This window comes from Mucilaginibacter ginsenosidivorans, from assembly GCF_007971025.1.
Classification (GTDB): domain Bacteria; phylum Bacteroidota; class Bacteroidia; order Sphingobacteriales; family Sphingobacteriaceae; genus Mucilaginibacter; species Mucilaginibacter ginsenosidivorans.
Genome location: NZ_CP042436.1, coordinates 3,713,878 through 3,733,658, shown reverse-complemented (window position 1 = coordinate 3,733,658; position 19,781 = coordinate 3,713,878). Strand labels below are relative to the sequence as shown.

Sequence of the window (19,781 nt, the reverse complement as noted above, 5' to 3'; positions counted from 1 at the left end):
TCAGCCTGCTTTACGTTGGGGCAATTGAATGATTTTCGCTCCCTCTTCAAGTATAGTAAAGCCGCTACCATCCCATGAAACAGCCCAGCTACCCGGTTTTCCGTTCCTTACCTTAAGCAGTTCAACCTGCCAGCGCGGGAACCATACACCCGGCAAACCTTCTTCAATTTCGCTTTCGAGCTGGGTAACCTGCCAGCGTGCGACACAGGTTGAAGCTCTTGCTTTTTGGGGATCGTTATGGAGTATAAACCCGGTTACTTTACTGCGTTCAACAGCCAGTTGTAATCGTCGTGATTGTGCGAAAGTGATAGTTTGCAGTTCGGCTATCACGGCTGTAAGGCCTTCACATTTCAAAGCCTCTTCCATTACCCAAAGAGCATCCTTTTCCTGCTTTACATCTACAAAAATGAAATGATGCGGCGGCATATTAAAAAATGACAGCGATGGAGGGAACAACCGCTGATACCGGTTGATCCACAGGCATACTCCGCCTTTGGAGGCTAGCGCCGATAACGTACCGGCCATAAAACCGGTACATGCGGCAAGGTGCTCGGGCGTGGGGCAAAGCATTTCATGTATGGCGCCAACCGGGAAAACTCCATTGGGGAAAGCAGCTTCAATACAACCCAAACCAAGGCTGCCGGCCCCATCAGCCAAAGCCGGCTTAAAGCCCTCCAACAGTAAAATATCTTTACGCAGCTTATTGATCGTATCTTGCTTGGTGGCCTGCATCTGGTAAAACCTGGGTAACAAATTTGCTAATATTTTTAGTATTATTAGCAAATTATTTTCATTTTTGTTTTGTTATGATAAAGAATACCGAACTGATAACAGAGGCAAAAGCCTGGATAAGGCGTAAAAACGGACCTGACGAGATCATCCGCGTGGTGCCGGAACTTGAAAGCAAAAGCAAGGTTTTGGTTTATAATCTATATACAGCTTTCGAAGAAACCCCGGATCATTTAGGCAGAATACTATTTGATGAGCAAGGCTATTGGATATACGACGGCGAGGTACTGACTATAGCCGAGCAGGAGCAACTGGCAAAGTTTATTATCAATTATGTTGAAAGGTTTTGATCATATATCTTTAGTCCTAATATTTCCGGTAAAATGACTCCAATCATGGTTAACACTTTTTTCGCTAACTGTGATCTAATATACTGATAATCAAAAGTTTAACGATTAAAGATTTGAAATTGTGTAAACCATGTAAACCCACTTGGTTGTTTAAGCTATGCCATCCCTTAAAGGCTATTGATAAATTCCTTCTAAATTTTTATCTTGCTTCTCTAAACCCTAAACAATGGACGCACAATTAACACCAGCCAACGATTTTACCTTTTGCAAATCCTGTACTTCAACTGTTACCACCAACGACCAATTTTGCGCAGATTGCGGATATCCGCTTACGGGAACTGAAGAGGAGCAAAAGAAATTTTTAATGGACAAAAGCTACAAGGAGCTTAACCTGGAAGAAGCTAACAGAATGGTAAAAAAGGCTAGCTATGCGTTGTATTACGTTGCCGGCGCTACCCTGGTAGGCGGCCTGATAGTTTATGGCATGGACAAAACCGGGTTGGGGAGCACTGTTCTGCTTGTGAATGCGATATTAGCGGTACTTTTTGCTGCGATAGGTTTCTGGTGTACACGTATGCCGTTGGCCGGGGTGATCACCGGCACATCGTTATATGCGTTGATATTTATCCTGAATGCCATCGAAAACCCATTAACAATAGTAAGCGGTATTATTTTCAAGATATTCATCGTCGGCTGTTTTATAAAAGGTATCAAATCTGCTATAGAAGCCGAAAAACTTAAAAAGGAACTAAATATTGGCTGATCTAACCCTTATTAACGATGCGGATGAATCGCAATTACCCCATTGCGGTAACTGTGATCGGCCCGTATATGAAAGCAGCAGGTTTTGCAGTCATTGCGGTCATGCTATTATTCTCTCTTCTGAAAGTTCGACTGAGGAAAAGTGGAGAGCAATAAAGCAGGCGGCGCTGTTTTTTGCTATACATGCCGTTGCCTGTTGTGTATTTAGCTTTGTAGATTACTTTAAAACATTTACCTGGTCAATTGTTATTGATGTTTTCCTGGCAGCAGTCGCTGTCGTTTTCTTTTTTATCAATTGGTCAAAACTAAAAAGCGTATTTCTATGGCATAGTTTTTCTGTTCTAAAACTGCTGGGGTATTGTGCTATTGCGGTCGGGGGATCGTTTGTGGTAAACTTTGTTGTTAGATGGCTTAACAGGAGCCTGTTTTCTACCGACTTCTCTTATTACGAGTTCTATGCATCGCATAAGAATAGCGTTGTATTGGCGATCTTTTTTGTCGCGGTAATGCCGGCTTTGTTTGAAGAACTGGGCTATCGCGGGTTTTTGCTGGGAAAGCTTATGCTGGTAACTGATACCAAACAGGCAATTTTTATAAGTTCTTTTGTTTTCGCTATTATGCACAGATCAGTAATTTCACTTTTCTGGCTTATCCCATTTGCCTTATTACTCGGCCATGTGCGCACTAAAGAAAAAACGCTATGGTATGGGGTATGTATGCACTTCTGCTTTAATTTCACTGCCATAATGCTCGAAATAATACAATGGAACCACCATTTATAAAACAGGCCTAACTCGCCGCGCGGGCCTTTCTTAATCTCGCCTTAAAAAGCTACTTTTGCGCTGAAAATGGAGCACATTCGTAATTTTTGTATCATAGCGCATATCGACCACGGCAAAAGTACTTTAGCCGATCGTTTGCTTGAATATACCAATACTATCTCGCAACGCGATGCACAGGCGCAGCTTTTGGATGACATGGACCTGGAGCGGGAGCGCGGCATCACCATCAAGAGCCATGCTATACAGATGGACTATGTGCTCGATGGCCAGAAATATGTTTTGAACCTGATCGACACACCCGGGCACGTGGATTTTTCCTACGAGGTTTCCCGGTCGATAGCAGCCTGCGAAGGCGCATTATTGATAGTAGATGCGGCACAGGGCATACAGGCACAAACCATATCCAACTTATACCTTGCTTTAGAGAACGACCTGGAAATTATCCCCGTTCTGAATAAAATGGACCTTCCAGGCGCTATGCCCGAGGAGGTTAAAGACCAGATCGTCGACCTGATAGGTTGTAAGCGTGAAGAGATATTGGCAGCTTCAGGTAAAACGGGTTTGGGAGTTCATGATATTTTGCGGGCGATAGTGGAACGCGTCCCCGCTCCTGTTGGCGACCCGAAAGCCCCTTTACAGGCTTTGATCTTCGACTCGGTATTTAATTCGTTCAGGGGAATCATCGCTTACTTTAAAGTAGTTAACGGCGAAATACGAAAAGGCGAAAAGGTAAAGTTTGTGGCAACGGAAAAGCAATACCTGGCTGATGAAGTTGGTACGTTAAAGCTGAATCAATTGCCAAAAGATGTCATCAAAACAGGCGACGTAGGCTATATCATATCAGGTATTAAGGAAGCCCGCGAAGTAAAAGTTGGCGATACCATAACCCATGTCGACCGGCCCTGCGCGGAAGGCATACAAGGCTTTGAAGAGGTGAAACCCATGGTTTTTGCTGGTATTTACCCGGTTGATACGGATGATTATGAAGAGCTGCGCGAATCGATGGCCAAATTGCAGTTGAACGATGCTTCGCTGGTTTTTGAACCGGAATCGTCTGCGGCATTGGGTTTTGGTTTCCGATGCGGGTTCCTCGGCATGTTGCACATGGAGATCATCCAGGAGCGTTTGGAACGCGAGTTTGACATGACGGTTATCACCACAGTGCCTAACGTATCCTACAAGGCGTTTACTACCCGCGGTGAGGAATTGCAGGTAAATAACCCTTCCGATCTGCCGGACCCGAGCCGGATCGACTTTGTCGAAGAGCCCTATATTAAGGCGACCATAATTACCAAATCGGAATTTGTAGGGCCGGTAATGTCATTATGTATACAGAAACGCGGTTCTATCGTTAATCAGTCGTACCTGACATCGGATCGTGTTGAACTAATATTTGAAATGCCGATGGGCGAGATCGTGTTCGATTTTTACGATAAACTGAAAACGATCTCCAAAGGCTATGCGTCGTTCGATTATCACCAGATAGGTTATCGCCAGTCGGACCTGGTACGCCTGGATATTCGTTTAAATGCGGAGCCTGTGGACGCCCTGTCATCTCTGATATACCGGGGAAATGCTTATGATTTCGGTAAAAAGATATGCGAAAAGCTGAAAGAATTATTACCACGCCAGCAGTTCGAGATCATCATACAGGCATCCATCGGTGCAAAGATCATTGCCCGTGAAACGGTGAAGGCCTTGCGTAAAGACGTTACGGCCAAATGCTACGGCGGTGATATATCGCGTAAGCGCAAGTTGCTGGAAAAGCAGAAAAAAGGAAAGAAACGCATGCGCCAGGTAGGTAACGTGGAAATACCGCAGTCGGCGTTTATGGCGGTGTTGAAATTAGATTAAACCCCTAACCCCTGAAGGGGGAATTGATAAGGGGCAATAGACATATAAAATTTTACTTTTAACTCCCCCTTTTGGGGGACGGGGGGCTAATGAATTTACTCGACGGAAAATACGTATCAGAAAAGCTAAAGTTGGAAATTGCCGATGAAGCGGCTAAAATATTGGAACGCACGGGCCGTAAGCCGCATTTGGTGGCGGTTTTAGTGGGTCACGATGGTGGCAGCGAGACCTATGTGGCCAGCAAAATGAAGAATTGTGAGAAAGTGGGTTTTAAATCGAGTTTGGTTAGGTACGAAGACACAGTTACCGAGGAAGAATTACTGGCCAAAGTAGCTGAATTGAATGCTGACGCTGATATCGACGGTATCATTGTTCAGTTACCATTGCCAAAGCACATCGACCCGGAAAAAGTTACAGAGAAGATCGACTACCGAAAAGATGTGGACGGCTTCCACCCTATTAACCTCGGCCGGATGCAGCGTAATCTGCCATCGTTTATACCGGCTACGCCTTATGGCATCACGCTGATGCTGAAGGAATACGGCATTGATACCACCGGAAAGCATTGTGTGGTGGTTGGCCGCAGTAATATTGTCGGTTCGCCCATGAGTATACTGATGGCCCGGAACACCACACCGGGCAATTGCACGGTTACTATTTGCCACAGCCGTACGCCTGATATCAAAAAATTCACTTTAGATGCTGATATACTCATCGTAGCCATTGGCAAAAAGAATTTTATTACCGCCGATATGGTAAAAGATGGCGTAGTGGTGATCGACGTGGGTATGAACCGCGAAACATCAACCGTGACAAAATCGGGTTTTAAATTATATGGCGATGTCGACTTTGAAAATGTCGCCCCGAAATCATCATGGATAACACCGGTTCCGGGTGGTGTAGGTTTAATGACCATAGTAGGATTGCTAAAAAATACGCTGGCCTCAGCTAATAAGGAAGTTTATTCTTAAAGTTGATCGAGTGAAAGGTTAATTGTTGATTAAGTTGAAAAGCAGGAACTTAGCCAGCCTGTTCAACCCATCCAACCACACTATTGCATATATTCCTGCGGAATAAGATTATCCTCGTTCTCGTCGCACCAGGCAACAGAAAGGATACGCCAGTTACCATCTACCTGTACAAACTGCATATAATTAACACCCCTGGGCAAGCGGCCAGATGTTTCTTCGCCTAAGTTATATTCGTAAACGCTTATTCGCTGGGCCAGTTTACCAAAAACCTCCGTTTTGGCGTGCAATTCATGCTGAATGAACTGATCCATGTTGCCCTCGGCAATGTCCGATTCCAGTGCCGATACAAACGATTCAGCAGTAAATCCTATGGGATGCTGAAAACTGTTGTTTACCAGGATGCCATCGCCAAAAAAAAGTATCTGAAGCTGGCTCAGGTCCGGCGCTTTCTCATTCCTGAAACTAACGGCTTTATAAAAATCCCTTGCCAGGTCGTTTATCTCGATGTTGCCCATTATTTAAATGCTTGTTTAAATTTCTCCCAGAACGAACTGATGCCAATATAAACAGAATCATCCTTTATTTCAACAGGATAACTGTCTATATAATCGTTTTGGCCCTCGCTCCCTTTCCCGGTTTCCAGGCTATAGGAGTATCTGTGTACCGGGCAAATAAGTTTCCCTTCTTTACACCAGCCCTGTGTAAGATCGCCCCCGGCGTGCGGGCATTTTGCGCCTAATGCAAAAACCTTGTTGTCATAACCGACGAGACAGATGGTTTTTCCGCCTGCTTTTACCCTTTTAATAAATGTTTGTCCGGTGTATTTCAGATCAGGTATTTTATACCATTCCATGCTTTCAAAAATCGATCTTCAAATTCATTACTGAAGGATCTTTGATGATCTCGTCCATGTTGGTTTGCAGGGTGACCCGTTTTCTGTCGGCCGAAACCAATGCCCTCGGATTATTTACTTTTTTTACAGGTTTAGCAAAATTAAGCACCACTTTATAAGGCATATCGATAAGCATAGCTTTTGCCATAGCAAGCGTTGATTGCGCTTTTTTTAGGAAAGCGTTAAACTTAGCCTTATCGATGACACGGTAAAATTTGTGCGGGGTAACCTCGTAAGCATAATAATCCTGCCCGCTTATCAATTGTTGTGCGTCAAAGCCCTTTACGTCACTTTTATTCTTCGAGACCGAATTTAGATTACTCTCCGATTCGATCTTCGATATGTTCCTGAGATAATATTGCAGGTCGGCAGCATCTTTTGCCTGGTGCGAAATACTTACCTTCATTTCGCTTTTGGGCAGGTTCATTCTCACAGATAAATTACTGCTTTTTGCCAGGTTCGTTTGCTCAAGCGTCATCTTTTGCTGGGTGCTATCAGGCATGGCGCTATAAAAATTCAGCGTGGTATCCTTTACCATCGAAAACTGCGGCGTAGCCTTTATTGAATCCGGCATCAAATTCATTAATACCGACATCGCCTTGCCCATGTCAAAAGTATAAGCCACTTTACACGAGCCATCAGCTTTGAAATCGTAATGTTCCTCCACGTCAACACAGGATGTGAGGCAAACTACAGTTAAAAACAGTATGAAAAAGTAAGCTTTTCGCATAAGCGAATATTTAACGTAATTGTAAAAAAATTAATTGAAAAATTCAATTAATTTTTTAGGTGACCAGTGATTGGTTATCAGTGGCTAGTTATGTGCTGACACTAATTAACTAATCACTGATCTCTAATCACTATATTTGCCTCTTCAAAATATGGCACACCAGGTTCCGGACGACGGCACATTACTTCCTTTGATGGAAGAATTTTATACGATACAGGGCGAAGGATTTAATACCGGTAAGGCGGCCTACTTTATCCGTTTAGGTGGTTGCGACGTAGGCTGTCATTGGTGCGACGTAAAGGAAAGCTGGGACGCTGAACTCCATCCGCTCACCGCGGCAGATAAGATCGTGGAGAACGCTTTAAAATACCCTTCACGCGCCGTTGTGGTTACAGGCGGCGAACCACTTTTGTATAATCTTGACTATTTAACCTCCGGGCTTCGCGAAAACGGCATTAAAACTTTTATTGAAACATCTGGCGCCTATCCAATGTCGGGACAATGGGACTGGGTATGCCTTTCGCCAAAAAAATTCAAAAAGCCCGCTGCAGGCATCGCCCAACACGCTGATGAACTGAAAGTGATCATATTCAATAAGTCGGATTTTGCCTGGGCCGAAGAGCATGCAGCTATGGTATCGGCGCAATGTAAATTATATCTTCAGCCCGAATGGTCGAAAGCGAAGGAAATGACGCCGCTTATTGTTGATTATGTGATGAATAACCCCAAATGGGAGATATCGCTGCAAACACATAAATATTTGAATATCCCCTAAATACCGTAACTTCGGGCTTTAAATACCGTATTACGTCGGATGAAAGTTATTTTCCTTTCGGTGTTTTTTCTCCTGTTTGCTTCGCTTGTTTACGCTCAGAGGCAATACTCTACTACCGACAAACAAGCAATTCAATACTTCGCACTGGCCAATCAAAGTCTCGACGATCGCTTATATGACGAGGCTATTGAGCAGTTGCAAAAAGCCATTGGTGAGGATGCAAAATTTATAGAGGCCCATGTTCTTTTAGGTGATGTCCTGCGGGGCAGGTGGCGTTATGGAGAAGCATCGGAACAATTCCTCAAGGCGATTGCCCTCGATCCAGAATTTAGCCGGGGCATTTATTATAAGCTTGGCGATTGCGAGGTTCATAACGCTCAGTATGCGCAGGCTAAAATACATCTCGAAAAATATCTTTCATACGATAATACAACCCCGCAGACGGCGGCAATCGCAAAAAAATTATTGAACGACTGCGCCTTCAGCCTCGATGCTATACAACACCCGGTACCATTTAAACCTATTAACGTTGGAGACGAGATCAATACGGCTGATGATGAATACCTGCCGACCGTTACAGCCGACGAAAATACTTTGATATTTACCCGCAAAATCAATAACAACGAGGACTTTTATAAAAGCGACAAGGTTAACGGCAAGTGGCAAACGGCAACCTACCTGAGCGACCAGATCAATACACCGAGATATAACGAAGGTGCGCAGTCTATTTCTCAAAATGGTAAAGTGCTGTTTTTTACGGGCTGCAACCGCCCGGACGGCCTCGGGCGATGCGATATTTACATTGCAACCAAAAAGGGTAACGACTGGAATAAACCCTTTGATATAAGTCCGCCGGTAAACACAAATGGCTGGGAGTCGCAGCCGTCTATAAGCGCTGACGGACGTACACTTTATTTCGTGAGCAACCGGAAAGGCGGATATGGGGGTTACGACCTTTATAAATCGACCCTTAGCGAAAAGGGCTGGTCGCAACCGGAGAATATGGGGCCGAATATCAATACGCCATACGACGAGCAATCGCCATTTATTCACCCCGACGACAGTACCTTTTATTTTTGCTCGAACGGCTGGCCGGGCCTTGGTGGAATGGACCTGTTTGTAAGTCACCTGGGCAAGGATGGGAAGTGGCAAAAACCAATAAACCTGGGCTACCCCATCAATTCAAACGGTGATGAGAACGGGCTCACCTTAACTGCAAATGGAACTTATGCTTTTTTTGCATCAAACAAGTTAAACGGCCAGGGCGGATTTGATATTTATACTTTCGAACTGCCGCCTGCACTTCGGCCGCATGAGGTTACCTATGTCAAAGGCATTGTGCTGGACGCGGTAACCAAACAACCCCTGGAATCGGCAGTGGAGATCGTCGACCTGGTTAAGAACTCACCTGTTTACCAGGATTACAGTTCGGCCGAGCAGGGCGATTTCCTGGCGACCATTACAACAGGTAAAGATTACGGGCTAAATATCGCCAGGGACGGCTACCTCTTCTATTCGGCTAATTTCTCACTTGCAGGACATGTAAATACCGAGCCATTCCATATCACCGCTTATTTGCAGCCTATCGAGGTTGGCAATAAGGTTATTCTAAAAAACATCTTTTTTGATACCAATAAGTTTGACATCAAAGACGAATCGAAGCCCGAACTACAAAAACTCATAGATTTTCTTAACCTGAACAAGACCGTGCATATCGAAGTATCCGGCCATACGGATAACGTAGGTACTGTGCAATCTAACCAGGTACTGTCTGAGAATCGTGCCAAAGCTGTTTACCAATATTTGATAGCTAACGGTATTCAGCCCGAAAGGTTAACTTACAAAGGCTATGGCGAGACGCAACCCATCGAATCAAACGATACTGACGATGGCCGTAGTAAAAACCGCAGGACGGAGTTTAAGATAATTGCGAAGTAGAGATTAGAGCCGGTGATTAGAGATCAGGCCTGTATGGACAAATTGACAACAATCGTGTGAAAGCAAAAAGCCGGCTTATCACCGGCTATAATATTATAAACTTTAAGCTTTCTGCTCAATTCCCTATTTCTGATATGAATTTGATGCGCATTAATTGTACCTCCTCACGGGTATAGTCGTCGGCCCCTAGTTCTGCAAGGGCATTATCGATCGAATCGATCTCGGCCGTTTTAAAATAGTCAAAAACCTCTTCCTGTTTATCTTCGTCTATCACTTCATCAATAAAGTAATTGAGGTTAAGTTTAGTGCCCGAATTAACGATAGTTTCCACTTCACGAAGTATCTCTTCATAAGTTAATCCTTTTGAAGCGGCGATGTCCTCCAAGCTCAGATGGCGGTCAATATTCTGGATGATATAAACCTTTAACGCCGATTTGTTGGCAGCGCTCTTGATCACCATATCTACCGGGCGGTCTATTTCATTATCCTCGACGTATTTCTTGATTAGATCGATGAATGGCGCACCAAATTTCATTGCTTTGCCCGTACCTACGCCAGAAATTTGCTTCAACTCCTCCGTTGTTATCGGGTAATGTGTGCACATTTCTTCGAGCGATGGGTCCTGGAATATCACAAACGGGGGCAAACCCTTTTGCTTGGCTATTTTCTTGCGCAGGTCCTTCAACATCTGCAGCAATTCGGTATCAAGCGCTCCTCCGCCTTGTTTCGGGCCGTCTTCCGACTCATCATCGTCCGTAGCGCCCATCGGGCGGTTCAGAACAAACCTGATGCTATGCGGATTATCAAGGAAGTTGATGCCGGCTTTGGTTAATCTAAGCAAGCCATACTGATCAATATCTTTGGAAAGATAATTATTGAGCAGCGCCTGGCGCATCAATGATTTCCAAAGGTTTTCTCCATCGTCTTTACCCGAACCGAACTCGTCTATCAAATGATGGCCATAATTATGCACCTGCGGGTTGTCTGCACCCATTAGTACACTGATGATATGCTCGTCATCAAACTTCTCGCCCAATTTTTTAACCAGGCTCAACGCCTTATGCAATTGTTCCTCGCCATCAAAATGTTCTTTGTGTGCGCAGCAATTATCGCACATATTGTTGCAGCCCGCTTCATTAAAGTTTTCGCCAAAGTAGTGCAGCAACTGTTTCCGGCGGCAAACAGATGATTCGGCGTAGTCTATTACTTCCTTCAGTATCTGGGTGCCTATCTCGCGCTCCGATACGGGTTTATCTTTCATAAACTTTTGCAGCTTGTCTATATCCTTTTCAGAATAGAAGGCAAGGCAAACACCTTCGCCGCCATCACGCCCCGAGCGGCCCGTTTCCTGGTAATAACCTTCCATGCTTTTCGGCATATCGTGGTGTATCACATAACGAACGTCTGGCTTGTCGATCCCCATTCCAAAGGCAATTGTCGCCACAATAACGTCTACATCCTCCATCAGGAACTTGTCCTGTGTGTCGGCGCGTACCTTCGATTCTAGTCCGGCATGGTAAGGCAGGGCCTTTACACCGTTAAGATTTAAGGCCTCGGCCACTTCTTCCACCTTTTTACGGCTAAGGCAATATATGATCCCCGATTTTCCCTGGTTTTGCTTAACGAATTTGACGATCTCCTTGATCACGTTTCTTTTCGCCCGTACCTCGTAAAACAGGTTGGAGCGATTGAACGATGATTTGAAAACCGTTGCATTATTCATTTGCAGGTTCTTCTGGATATCTTGTTGTACCTTAGGGGTTGCTGTAGCGGTTAATGCAATAATGGGGATATCGTCGCCTATGTTGCTGATCACCTGGCGTATCTTGCGGTACTCGGGGCGAAAATCGTGCCCCCATTCCGAGATACAATGCGCTTCGTCCACGGCGACGAACGAAACATGGTTCAAACGGAGAAAATCGACATTTTCCTGTTTGGTTAACGATTCGGGCGCTACGTAAAGCAATTTTGTTTTCCCACCCAGTACATCTTCCTTCACACGTGCTATGTCGGCCTTGGTCAACGATGAATTTAAAAAATGTGCTATGCTGTCCGAACCTCCGAAGGCTCTCAATTGGTCTACCTGGTTTTTCATCAGCGCTATCAGCGGCGATATAACGATCGCCGTACCATCACTCATCAGGGCCGGCAATTGATAGCACATGGATTTGCCCCCGCCCGTCGGCATAATCACGAAAGTATCATTTCCGGCGAGGATGTTCGTGATGATCGCTTCCTGCTCTCCCTTGAAGTTATCAAACCCAAAAAAATTCTGCAGATTATCAAAAAGCGACCGTTTCGTTTCAATCATTATAGGTAATTATATTATTGTATTTAAAAGTTCAAAATAACAAAATTTTCTAAATAAACGATGGGTTTTGTTTTAAATTTTATACAAAAATGATTTTTAAATGAAAACAATTTGTTTATTTACAGGATTTATAACTTTGATAAAATTTCGGGCGTTTGATGCGATTTTATTTAACAAATACTTTACAGAATAATGTCCAATTTTGTCACGGCCTTTGAGCTATAAAATTCTTTAAATTCAGATGAATAAAAACTATTATGCTATTATCATGGCAGGCGGTATCGGAAGCCGTTTTTGGCCTATTAGCAGAACATCCTATCCAAAACAATTCTTAGATATACTTGGTACCGGTAAAACACTGATTCAAAATACCTACGACAGGTTCCTGAAAGTTTGCCCGAAAGAAAATATTTACGTTGTAACTAATGAAAATTATGCCGGGCTGGTAAAAACTCAGTTGCCCGATATGCAGAACAGCCAGATACTTACCGAGCCGGTGATGCGCAATACGGCGCCTTGCATTGCCTATGGCTGTTTCAAAATAGAAAGTATGAATCCGGATGCCGCTATTGTTGTGGCGCCATCAGATCACCTGATATTGGACGAGGCGGCTTTTATATCTGCTATCGAGAAATCGCTAAAAGTGGCTTCTGAAAAAGAATGCCTGATAACACTCGGTATAAAGCCATCGAGACCCGATACCGGTTATGGCTATATCCAGTTCACAGACAATGCCATAAATGACGAATTTCATAAAGTTAAGACGTTCACGGAAAAGCCTAATCTCGAATTAGCCAAAACCTTTATCCAAAGCGGCGATTTTTTATGGAATGCCGGGATCTTCGTTTGGTCAGCTAAGTCTATTGTAAAAGCTTTTGTCCGTTACCAGCCGGAGATGAACGAAATCTTCGCGGAGGCGCGTTCGGTTTACAATACCGACGGTGAAAAGGCCCATGTACACAAGGCCTATCAGCAATGCACCAATATTTCTATCGACTACGGTATTATGGAAAAGGCCGATAACGTCTATGTACTTCCTTCAGAATTCGGCTGGTCCGACCTGGGTACCTGGGCATCCATATACCAGCTTGCTGAAAAAGATTATGTTGGCAATGCGGTCATCCCATCAGAGAAAGTGATCATGTACGACTCATCGAACTGCATGGTGAACGTACCCGCTGATAAGTTGGTTGTTTTACAGGGCCTGCATGATTTTATCGTAGTGGAATCGAATAATACGCTCCTTATCTGCCCCCGCGACCAGGAACAAAATGTGAAACAGGTAGTAGCAGACGTAAAAACGAAGTTCGGAACGAAGTATATTTGAGGGTAGTGATTAGAAGATTAGTGACATTTGCAACTGATCACCAGTTAACTAATCACTAACTACTGCGCCTTTGGCGCACAGCCTCGTACAATATCACACCCGTCGATACCGAAACATTCAGCGACTCGATCTCCCCAAACATCGGTATTTTGGCTAAATGGTCGGCCATACGGATGATCTCGTTGCGTATGCCATCCTCTTCCGATCCCATAACGATAGCAGTAGGCACGGTATAGTCCGGGGTATAAATAAATTCCCTGGTTTTTTCTGTACAAGCAACCAATTGCAGGCCCGATTTCTGCAAAAAACGCATCGTCTGCATAAAATTGTCGTGACGGCAAACCGGTATTTTGTATAGCGCCCCGGCCGACGTTTTGATGCCATCTGCATTGATCTGCGCCGAGCCCTTTGCAGGGATAACGATAGCATGCACGCCTGCGCATTCTGCCGTGCGGGCAATGGCACCCATGTTGCGCACATCGGTTATGCCGTCTAACACCAATATCAGGGGTGCATCTCCTCTCTCAAATATTTCGGGGATGATATTCTCTATTTTCTGGTATATGATGGGCGAGATAACAGCAATTACCCCCTGGTGATTCTTCGCCGTGATGCGGTTCAGCTTCTCGATAGGTACCTGCTGGGCAACTATGCCGTACTGATGAAGCAGTTCTTTCAGTTCGTGTAATAAACCCCCGCCCACGCCCCGCTGAATGTATAACGACTCGATCTCCTTACCCGACCTGATCGCCTCGATAACTGCACGTATACCAAAAACCATCTGGTTGTTTTCCCTGGGCGGACGAGTATTAAAGGACATATATTTTGAAGTAAAAGTTCGCCAAAAATAGCCATATTAATTGATTTTCAGCACTTATTGAATTAACATATCCGTCGACTTAGTGTACCGCGTTTTCAAAATAATAAACATTTCAAATGTTTATCCACATCGTTCTTTTTCAATTGGTTGCCACGGTAACTCACATCTTATTCACACAAAGTGTTAATACCATTGTTTGAAATTTGTACAATCATCGCGGTTTATTTGTAACAGAAAAATTCCAATGTTAGGTAATCCGAACATTTTTTGTATATTTTTGTTTCCTTATGATTCCTGATAACGATACACCCTATAACAAGCCGACAACCAACGAACGCCGAAGCCGGATCACCAACCCCACTCCCTATAGCGGGCTTGGTAAATTGCCCCCGCAGGCCGTCGACCTGGAGGAAGCAGTTTTAGGCGCTTTGATGCTGGAGAAGGACGCTCTTTCATCCGTTATCGACATCCTCAAACCCGAGGTTTTTTACAAGGATAATCACCAAAAGATATTTGCGGCCATACGACATTTATTTGAGCGCACGTCGCCTGTGGATATTCTGACTGTAACTGCTCAGCTGCGCCAGCAGGGCGAGCTGGAAATGATCGGCGGGGCATACTATATCACCGAATTGACCAACCGCGTGGCCTCGGCCGCCAATATCGAATACCACTCGCGTATCATTATCCAGAAATTCATACAGCGCGAATTGATCCGCATCTCCACCGAGGTGATCAATAACGCCTACGAAGATACCACCGATGTGCTTGACCTGCTGGATAAAGCCGAAAAGAACCTGTTCGATATAGCCCAGAACAACCTTCGCCGCGACTCGCGCAAGATGGACGACATCATACACGAAACACTGAAAGAGATGGAAGCGCTGAAGGATAAGAAAGACGGCCTGACAGGTGTCGCCTCCGGCTTTACAGATCTGGACAGGATGACCTCGGGCTGGCAGCGCTCCGACCTGGTTATCATCGCCGCCCGCCCTGCAATGGGTAAAACGGCCTTTGTATTAAGCTGCGCGCGCAATGCTGCGGTCGACTTTAGCAAGCCGGTTGTTGTATTCTCTCTCGAGATGTCCTCAGTTCAATTGGTAAATCGTCTAATATCCGGCGAAACGCAGATAGAGCAGGAAAAGATCCGTAAGGGCAACCTGGAAGAATGGGAATGGCAGCAGATACACTCCAAAATAGGCAGGCTGGAACAGGCCCCACTGATCATTGATGATACCCCCGCATTAAATATTTTCGAATTCAGGGCCAAATGCCGCCGTCTGAAGTCGCAGCACGATATACAACTGATCATTATAGATTACCTGCAGTTGATGCAGGGCAAAGGCAGTGACGGTAAAGGAGGCGGCAACCGTGAGCAGGAGATCGGCAGTATATCACGTGCGTTAAAATCGGTTGCAAAGGAATTGAATGTTCCGGTTATAGCTCTTTCGCAGTTAAGCCGCGCCGTTGAAAACCGCCCGGGCGCCTCCAAACGGCCAATGCTATCAGACTTGCGTGAATCGGGCTCTATAGAGCAGGACGCGGATATGGTATTGTTCCTTTACCGACCCGAATATTACGGTATGACGGAGGACGAAAACGGTATGCCAACCCAGGGCGTCGGCGAAGTTATCATTGCCAAGCATCGTAACGGCGAGACCGGTACCGTACGCCTGAAATTCGTTGGTAAGTATGTTAAATTTACTGACCTTGACCAAGGCATGGATAATTTCGCGCCGCAGGGAGGCAACGCCTTCGCCGGGCTAAACCCATCGCAAGATTTTGAAAAGCCAAGCAACTTTATCATTCGCCCTTCAAGGATGGATGATATGGATGATGAGCCCTTTTAAAGGGTTACACTGAGTCTGATATTGGTGATTAGAGATTTGTTGATCGGTGATCAGTCCCCCCTTCACCTGCGGAAGAAGGCCGGCGCACACAGACCCGCTGGCGTCAGTCCCAACGAAACGGACATGGAATAGTTTATAACTCAGACACCCAATTCACCCCCCTTCAGGCGCCGGGGGTTTAAAATATCAACCCCAAAACCACTCCAATAATAATCACAACGGGCGTTTTAATTTTAGTAAATGTAAGCAGCAGGAAAGTACCGGCCATTAAACCATAGGCTTCCCAATGCAGGCCGAACGGTATGGTAAGCATGATCAAAGCCGTAGCCATAAACCCCACGGCGGCAGCACTGATACCACTTAATGAATTGCGGATGCGGGTTATCTTCTTCAGGTCCTCCCAAAACGGCACGATAAACAGGATCAGGATAAAACCGGGTAAGTTAATACCAATAACTGCAACAATACTGCCGATGATCTGCCCGCCAACGCCGAAACCCTTATTCCCCAGGGTCATACTGCCGATAAACGAGGTAAAGGAAAATGTAGGCCCCGGTAAGGCCTGCTGCAGCGCAAAGCCCGAGAGAAATTCGGAATTGGTGAGGTAATGCTTCACTTCCACAAATTCGGTGAACATCAGCGGTACCAGAACTTGTCCGCCACCAAATATCAGTATTCCGTTGCGGTAAAAGTTTTCGAACAGGCGTATAGGCAGACTTAATGGCGATGCCTGGTTAATAACGGCGCCCAATGCCGCAAAAACCAGCAGAATGCCAATAAAATAGGTCACCTTTTTAGGGTTCACATTGGCAAAAAGTTTTACGCGTATCTCATCTTCCTGCGGTTGCGTTTCCAGCGCCGATGAAATAATACCACCCAGCAGGATCAAGATCGGAAACGCGTAGGCGTTCCTCAAGATCAGCGTAGCTATCAACGAGCCTATAGCCAGGACGATAGAAACGTTTGTTTTCAAAAATTTGATAGCAAATGTATAAGTTGCATAAGCCACTATGCCTACCGCCATTGGTTGCACAAAACGGAGCACATCTGCAAATTTGCTGTGTGTGAGCCACATTTTGTAGCTGATGGCCGCCAGGCACATAATAGCGGCCGACGGAAATACCCATATCAAAAAGGTGATGATCGCCAGGCGAAGACCCCCCACTTTCCAAGCTATGCCTACCAGGGTTTGTGTTGACGATGGGCCGGGCAATATTTGGGCAAGCGCATTCAGCTCCAATAATTCCTGTTCGGTAATATAACGCCTTTTTTCAACAAACTCACGGAGCAAAATAGCAATATGCGCCTGCGGCCCGCCGAACGCCGTAAACGTATAGATCAATACATCGCGAAGAAATAAGAGCTGGCGTTTTCTCATTGGTCAGTTCATTGGTTCATTAGCTGGTTGGTTCATTGGTCCGTCCGCCTGGTATTATTAGTTAACTAATGAACCAGTGCACAAACGAATGTCAATAGTCGTCATCATCAACCCCCGTCGCTTCCTGGTAAACTACTTTTAATTCGGCAAAGGCATGGTTGTCGCGTTTTTTTTGCGCCGCTTCCATACCACGCTCGTATATTTTTATGGCATCGTTTTTCCGGTTCAATGCCTCGTACAATTTACCCAGGTGATAATAAGTGCCCACATAGCCCGGGTGATCGGTCACTAGTTTTTCGTAATATTCCAGTGCCTTTCCGGTATTGTTCAGCCGCAGGTATTCCGTAGCCAGGGCGTATTGTAAAAACTCGTCGTTGGGTTCGTTTTTCAGAAACTCAAGTAACTTTTCTAAACGGCTTTCCTGCATTTTAAACTCTCTCTTTTTTATCTAACTTTGCACACCTGATTTTATGGAACTATTGAGGTGTGTTTACTGCAAAAACAGGACACCTTATAATTCATTACCAATTAAAAACATAGCTGAATGAAGATACTGGTATGCATCAGTAATGTCCCTGATACGACGACAAAAATAACTTTTACTGATAACAACACGCAATTTAATACGAACGGTGTACAATTTATCCTGAATCCTTACGATGAGATAGCGCTTTCGCGCGCTATTGAGCTTACCGAAGGCGGTAAAGGTACCATCACCGTTATCAATGTGGGCGAAGTTGCTACCGAGGCCACTATCCGAAAGGCCCTGGCCATAGGGGCCGATGATGCGGTGCGCATCAATGCCAAACCGCACGATGCCTGGTTTGTGTCTTATCAGATAGCCGACTATGTAAAACAAAATGCGTTCGACCTTATCCTGGCCGGGCGCGAATCCATCGACTACAATGGCTCCAAAGTTGCCGGGATGCTGGGCGAATTGCTTGATATCCCTTCGGTGTCCATTATCAAAAAATTGGATATTGACGGTGATAAGGGTATTGTGGAACGTGAAATTGAGGGTGGCAAGGAGATACTGGTTATCCCCTTCCCTTTTGTAGCCGGAGCGGCCGAGGGCGTTGCCGAACCTAAAATACCCAATATGCGTGGTATCATGTCGGCACGTACAAAGCCATTAAATGTGATTGAACCTGTAGAAGTTAAGGTTACTTCGGAAATATTAAACTACGAAACGCCTGCGCCACGCGGCCAGGTAAAATTGATAGCGGTCGATGATAGTGCCAGCCTCATTGGCCTGTTGCACACCGAAGCACGCGTTATCTGATTTTTTTTGACCCATAATTAATAATATATATGCCAGTTTTAACGTATGCAGAAAATGCCGGCGGTAAGTTCAAAAAATCGACTTTTGAAGCTGTATCCTACGCCCGGGCAATTGCTGATCAAACCAATACCAGCCTTACAGCTATTTCCATTGGCGATGTAAGCGCGGATGAATTAAATGCTTTAGGAAAGTACGGAGCAGATAAAGTTTTAAATGTTTCTAACGATCAGTTAAAGCAATTTGTTAACCAGGCCTATGCTTCTGTTATTGCCGATGCTGCTGCAAAAGAAGGTGCAAATATTGTTGTTCTGTCCAATTCATTTTCGGGGCGGGGGCTTTCGCCGCGTATCGGGGTTAAGCTGCAGGCCGGCATTGCCGATGGCGCCGTAGCGTTACCAGAGATATCGGGCGATAAATTCACCGTTAAGAAAACTGCTTTTTCGGGCAAGGCTTTTGCTACTGTACAGCTAACTTCGGTTAACAAGGTTATTGCTCTTGTACCAAACTCTTATAAAGTTGTCGAAAAGCAGACAGCAGGAAAGGTTGAAGATTTTAATGCCGACATTAAACAGTCTGATCTTAAGGCTATAATCAAAGAAATTGTACAGGCTACGGATAAAGTTTCATTGCCCGATGCCGAGATAGTAGTATCTGGTGGGCGCGGTTTAAAAGGCCCCGAGAATTGGGGCATGATAGAAGAACTGGCCGGTTTGCTGGGCGCGGCCACCGCTTGCTCAAAACCGGTTTCCGATGCCGATTGGCGTCCCCACAGCGAACATGTTGGACAAACCGGCATAGCTATCAGTCCAAATTTGTATATTGCGGTCGGAATTTCAGGGGCTATACAACACCTTGCAGGTGTAAGCTCGTCAAAAGTTATCGTCGTTATCAACAAAGATCCCGAAGCGCCGTTTTTTAAGGTGGCAGACTACGGAATTGTTGGCGACGCTTTTGAAGTAGTACCAAAATTGATAGCAGCGGTAAAAGAATATAAAGCTACGGTATAAAGGTTTGCAGTGATGGGCAACAA

Annotated in this window: 19 protein-coding genes; 11 read left to right on the top strand and 8 right to left on the bottom strand. The window is 45.1% G+C overall.

The window, feature by feature from the left end; all coding sequences use genetic code 11:
- Positions 1–753 carry an ImuA family protein gene (locus FRZ54_RS16925; RefSeq protein WP_228462521.1) on the bottom strand — a complete coding sequence of 251 codons (753 nt, stop codon included), beginning with the start codon at positions 751–753 and terminating at the stop codon, positions 1–3.
- Between the two features lie 53 nt (positions 754–806).
- Between FRZ54_RS16925 and FRZ54_RS16920 the strand changes: the two genes are divergently transcribed.
- The 5 genes from FRZ54_RS16920 (at position 807) to FRZ54_RS16900 (ending at position 5,448) form a co-directional block, all read left to right on the top strand.
- The gene (locus FRZ54_RS16920) at positions 807–1,079 is read left to right on the top strand and encodes a hypothetical protein (RefSeq protein WP_147032773.1); all 273 of its coding nucleotides are present in this window, start codon (positions 807–809) and stop codon (positions 1,077–1,079) included.
- A 226-nt stretch (positions 1,080–1,305) separates the two neighbouring features.
- Entirely contained in the window at positions 1,306–1,842 is a 537-nt protein-coding gene (locus FRZ54_RS16915) for a hypothetical protein (protein ID WP_147032771.1), read from the top strand.
- Complete coding sequence (locus FRZ54_RS16910; RefSeq protein ID WP_147032769.1) at positions 1,835–2,623, top strand: type II CAAX endopeptidase family protein; 789 nt, start codon at positions 1,835–1,837, stop codon at positions 2,621–2,623. Before FRZ54_RS16915 ends, FRZ54_RS16910 begins: the two co-directional genes overlap by 8 nt.
- A 66-nt stretch (positions 2,624–2,689) precedes the next feature.
- Positions 2,690–4,477: a translation elongation factor 4 gene (gene lepA / locus FRZ54_RS16905; RefSeq protein WP_147032767.1), complete on the top strand. Its 1,788-nt coding sequence runs from the start codon at positions 2,690–2,692 to the stop codon at positions 4,475–4,477.
- A gap of 89 nt (positions 4,478–4,566) precedes the next feature.
- Entirely contained in the window at positions 4,567–5,448 is an 882-nt protein-coding gene (locus FRZ54_RS16900) for a bifunctional 5,10-methylenetetrahydrofolate dehydrogenase/5,10-methenyltetrahydrofolate cyclohydrolase (protein ID WP_147032766.1), read from the top strand.
- A gap of 80 nt (positions 5,449–5,528) precedes the next feature.
- On the opposite strand, the gene FRZ54_RS16895 is transcribed toward FRZ54_RS16900, so the two are convergent.
- The 3 genes from FRZ54_RS16895 to FRZ54_RS16885 are packed head-to-tail and all read right to left on the bottom strand — an operon-like array spanning position 5,529 to position 7,070.
- Entirely contained in the window at positions 5,529–5,963 is a 435-nt protein-coding gene (locus FRZ54_RS16895) for a hypothetical protein (RefSeq protein WP_147032764.1), read from the bottom strand.
- Positions 5,963–6,301, bottom strand: a complete 339-nt coding sequence (locus tag FRZ54_RS16890; protein ID WP_147032763.1) for a Rieske (2Fe-2S) protein — start codon at positions 6,299–6,301, stop codon at positions 5,963–5,965. The genes FRZ54_RS16895 and FRZ54_RS16890 overlap by 1 nt, the downstream gene beginning before the upstream one ends.
- A 4-nt stretch (positions 6,302–6,305) precedes the next feature.
- Positions 6,306–7,070, bottom strand: coding sequence for a hypothetical protein (locus FRZ54_RS16885; RefSeq protein ID WP_147032761.1), 765 nt, complete (start codon positions 7,068–7,070; stop codon positions 6,306–6,308).
- A gap of 151 nt (positions 7,071–7,221) precedes the next feature.
- Here FRZ54_RS16885 and FRZ54_RS16880 point away from each other — a divergent pair, with 151 nt between their 5' ends.
- Together FRZ54_RS16880 and FRZ54_RS16875 are read left to right on the top strand one after the other, a co-directional pair.
- Positions 7,222–7,845 (top strand): 7-carboxy-7-deazaguanine synthase QueE, encoded by a 624-nt coding sequence (locus tag FRZ54_RS16880; RefSeq protein WP_147032760.1) that lies wholly within the window; start codon positions 7,222–7,224, stop codon positions 7,843–7,845.
- Positions 7,846–7,884: 39 nt separating this feature from the next.
- On the top strand, positions 7,885–9,783 hold the full coding sequence (locus FRZ54_RS16875) for an OmpA family protein (protein ID WP_147032759.1): 1,899 nt from the start codon (positions 7,885–7,887) through the stop codon (positions 9,781–9,783).
- Between the two features lie 115 nt (positions 9,784–9,898).
- On the opposite strand, the gene recQ is transcribed toward FRZ54_RS16875, so the two are convergent.
- Complete coding sequence (gene recQ, locus FRZ54_RS16870) at positions 9,899–12,094, bottom strand: DNA helicase RecQ (RefSeq protein WP_377026825.1); 2,196 nt, start codon at positions 12,092–12,094, stop codon at positions 9,899–9,901.
- 241 nt (positions 12,095–12,335) lie between these two features.
- Between recQ and FRZ54_RS16865 the strand changes: the two genes are divergently transcribed.
- Complete coding sequence (locus tag FRZ54_RS16865; RefSeq protein WP_147032758.1) at positions 12,336–13,421, top strand: mannose-1-phosphate guanylyltransferase; 1,086 nt, start codon at positions 12,336–12,338, stop codon at positions 13,419–13,421.
- A 55-nt stretch (positions 13,422–13,476) separates the two neighbouring features.
- Here the strand turns inward: FRZ54_RS16865 and rlmB are convergent, their stop codons facing one another.
- Positions 13,477–14,241 carry a 23S rRNA (guanosine(2251)-2'-O)-methyltransferase RlmB gene (gene rlmB / locus FRZ54_RS16860; protein WP_147032756.1) on the bottom strand — a complete coding sequence of 255 codons (765 nt, stop codon included), beginning with the start codon at positions 14,239–14,241 and terminating at the stop codon, positions 13,477–13,479.
- Positions 14,242–14,528: 287 nt separating this feature from the next.
- Between rlmB and dnaB the strand changes: the two genes are divergently transcribed.
- Positions 14,529–16,091: a replicative DNA helicase gene (dnaB, locus tag FRZ54_RS16855; protein ID WP_147032755.1), complete on the top strand. Its 1,563-nt coding sequence runs from the start codon at positions 14,529–14,531 to the stop codon at positions 16,089–16,091.
- Positions 16,092–16,269: 178 nt separating this feature from the next.
- Here the strand turns inward: dnaB and chrA are convergent, their stop codons facing one another.
- Positions 16,270–17,469: a chromate efflux transporter gene (chrA, locus tag FRZ54_RS16850; RefSeq protein WP_147032753.1), complete on the bottom strand. Its 1,200-nt coding sequence runs from the start codon at positions 17,467–17,469 to the stop codon at positions 16,270–16,272.
- Between the two features lie 91 nt (positions 17,470–17,560).
- A complete protein-coding gene (locus tag FRZ54_RS16845) occupies positions 17,561–17,896 on the bottom strand; it encodes a heme biosynthesis protein HemY (RefSeq protein WP_147032751.1) in 336 nt (111 codons plus the stop codon).
- 117 nt (positions 17,897–18,013) lie between these two features.
- Here FRZ54_RS16845 and FRZ54_RS16840 point away from each other — a divergent pair, with 117 nt between their 5' ends.
- Complete coding sequence (locus FRZ54_RS16840) at positions 18,014–18,751, top strand: electron transfer flavoprotein subunit beta/FixA family protein (protein ID WP_147032749.1); 738 nt, start codon at positions 18,014–18,016, stop codon at positions 18,749–18,751.
- A gap of 29 nt (positions 18,752–18,780) precedes the next feature.
- Entirely contained in the window at positions 18,781–19,758 is a 978-nt protein-coding gene (locus FRZ54_RS16835; protein WP_147032747.1) for an electron transfer flavoprotein subunit alpha/FixB family protein, read from the top strand.
- The last annotated feature ends 23 nt before the right edge of the window (positions 19,759–19,781 follow it).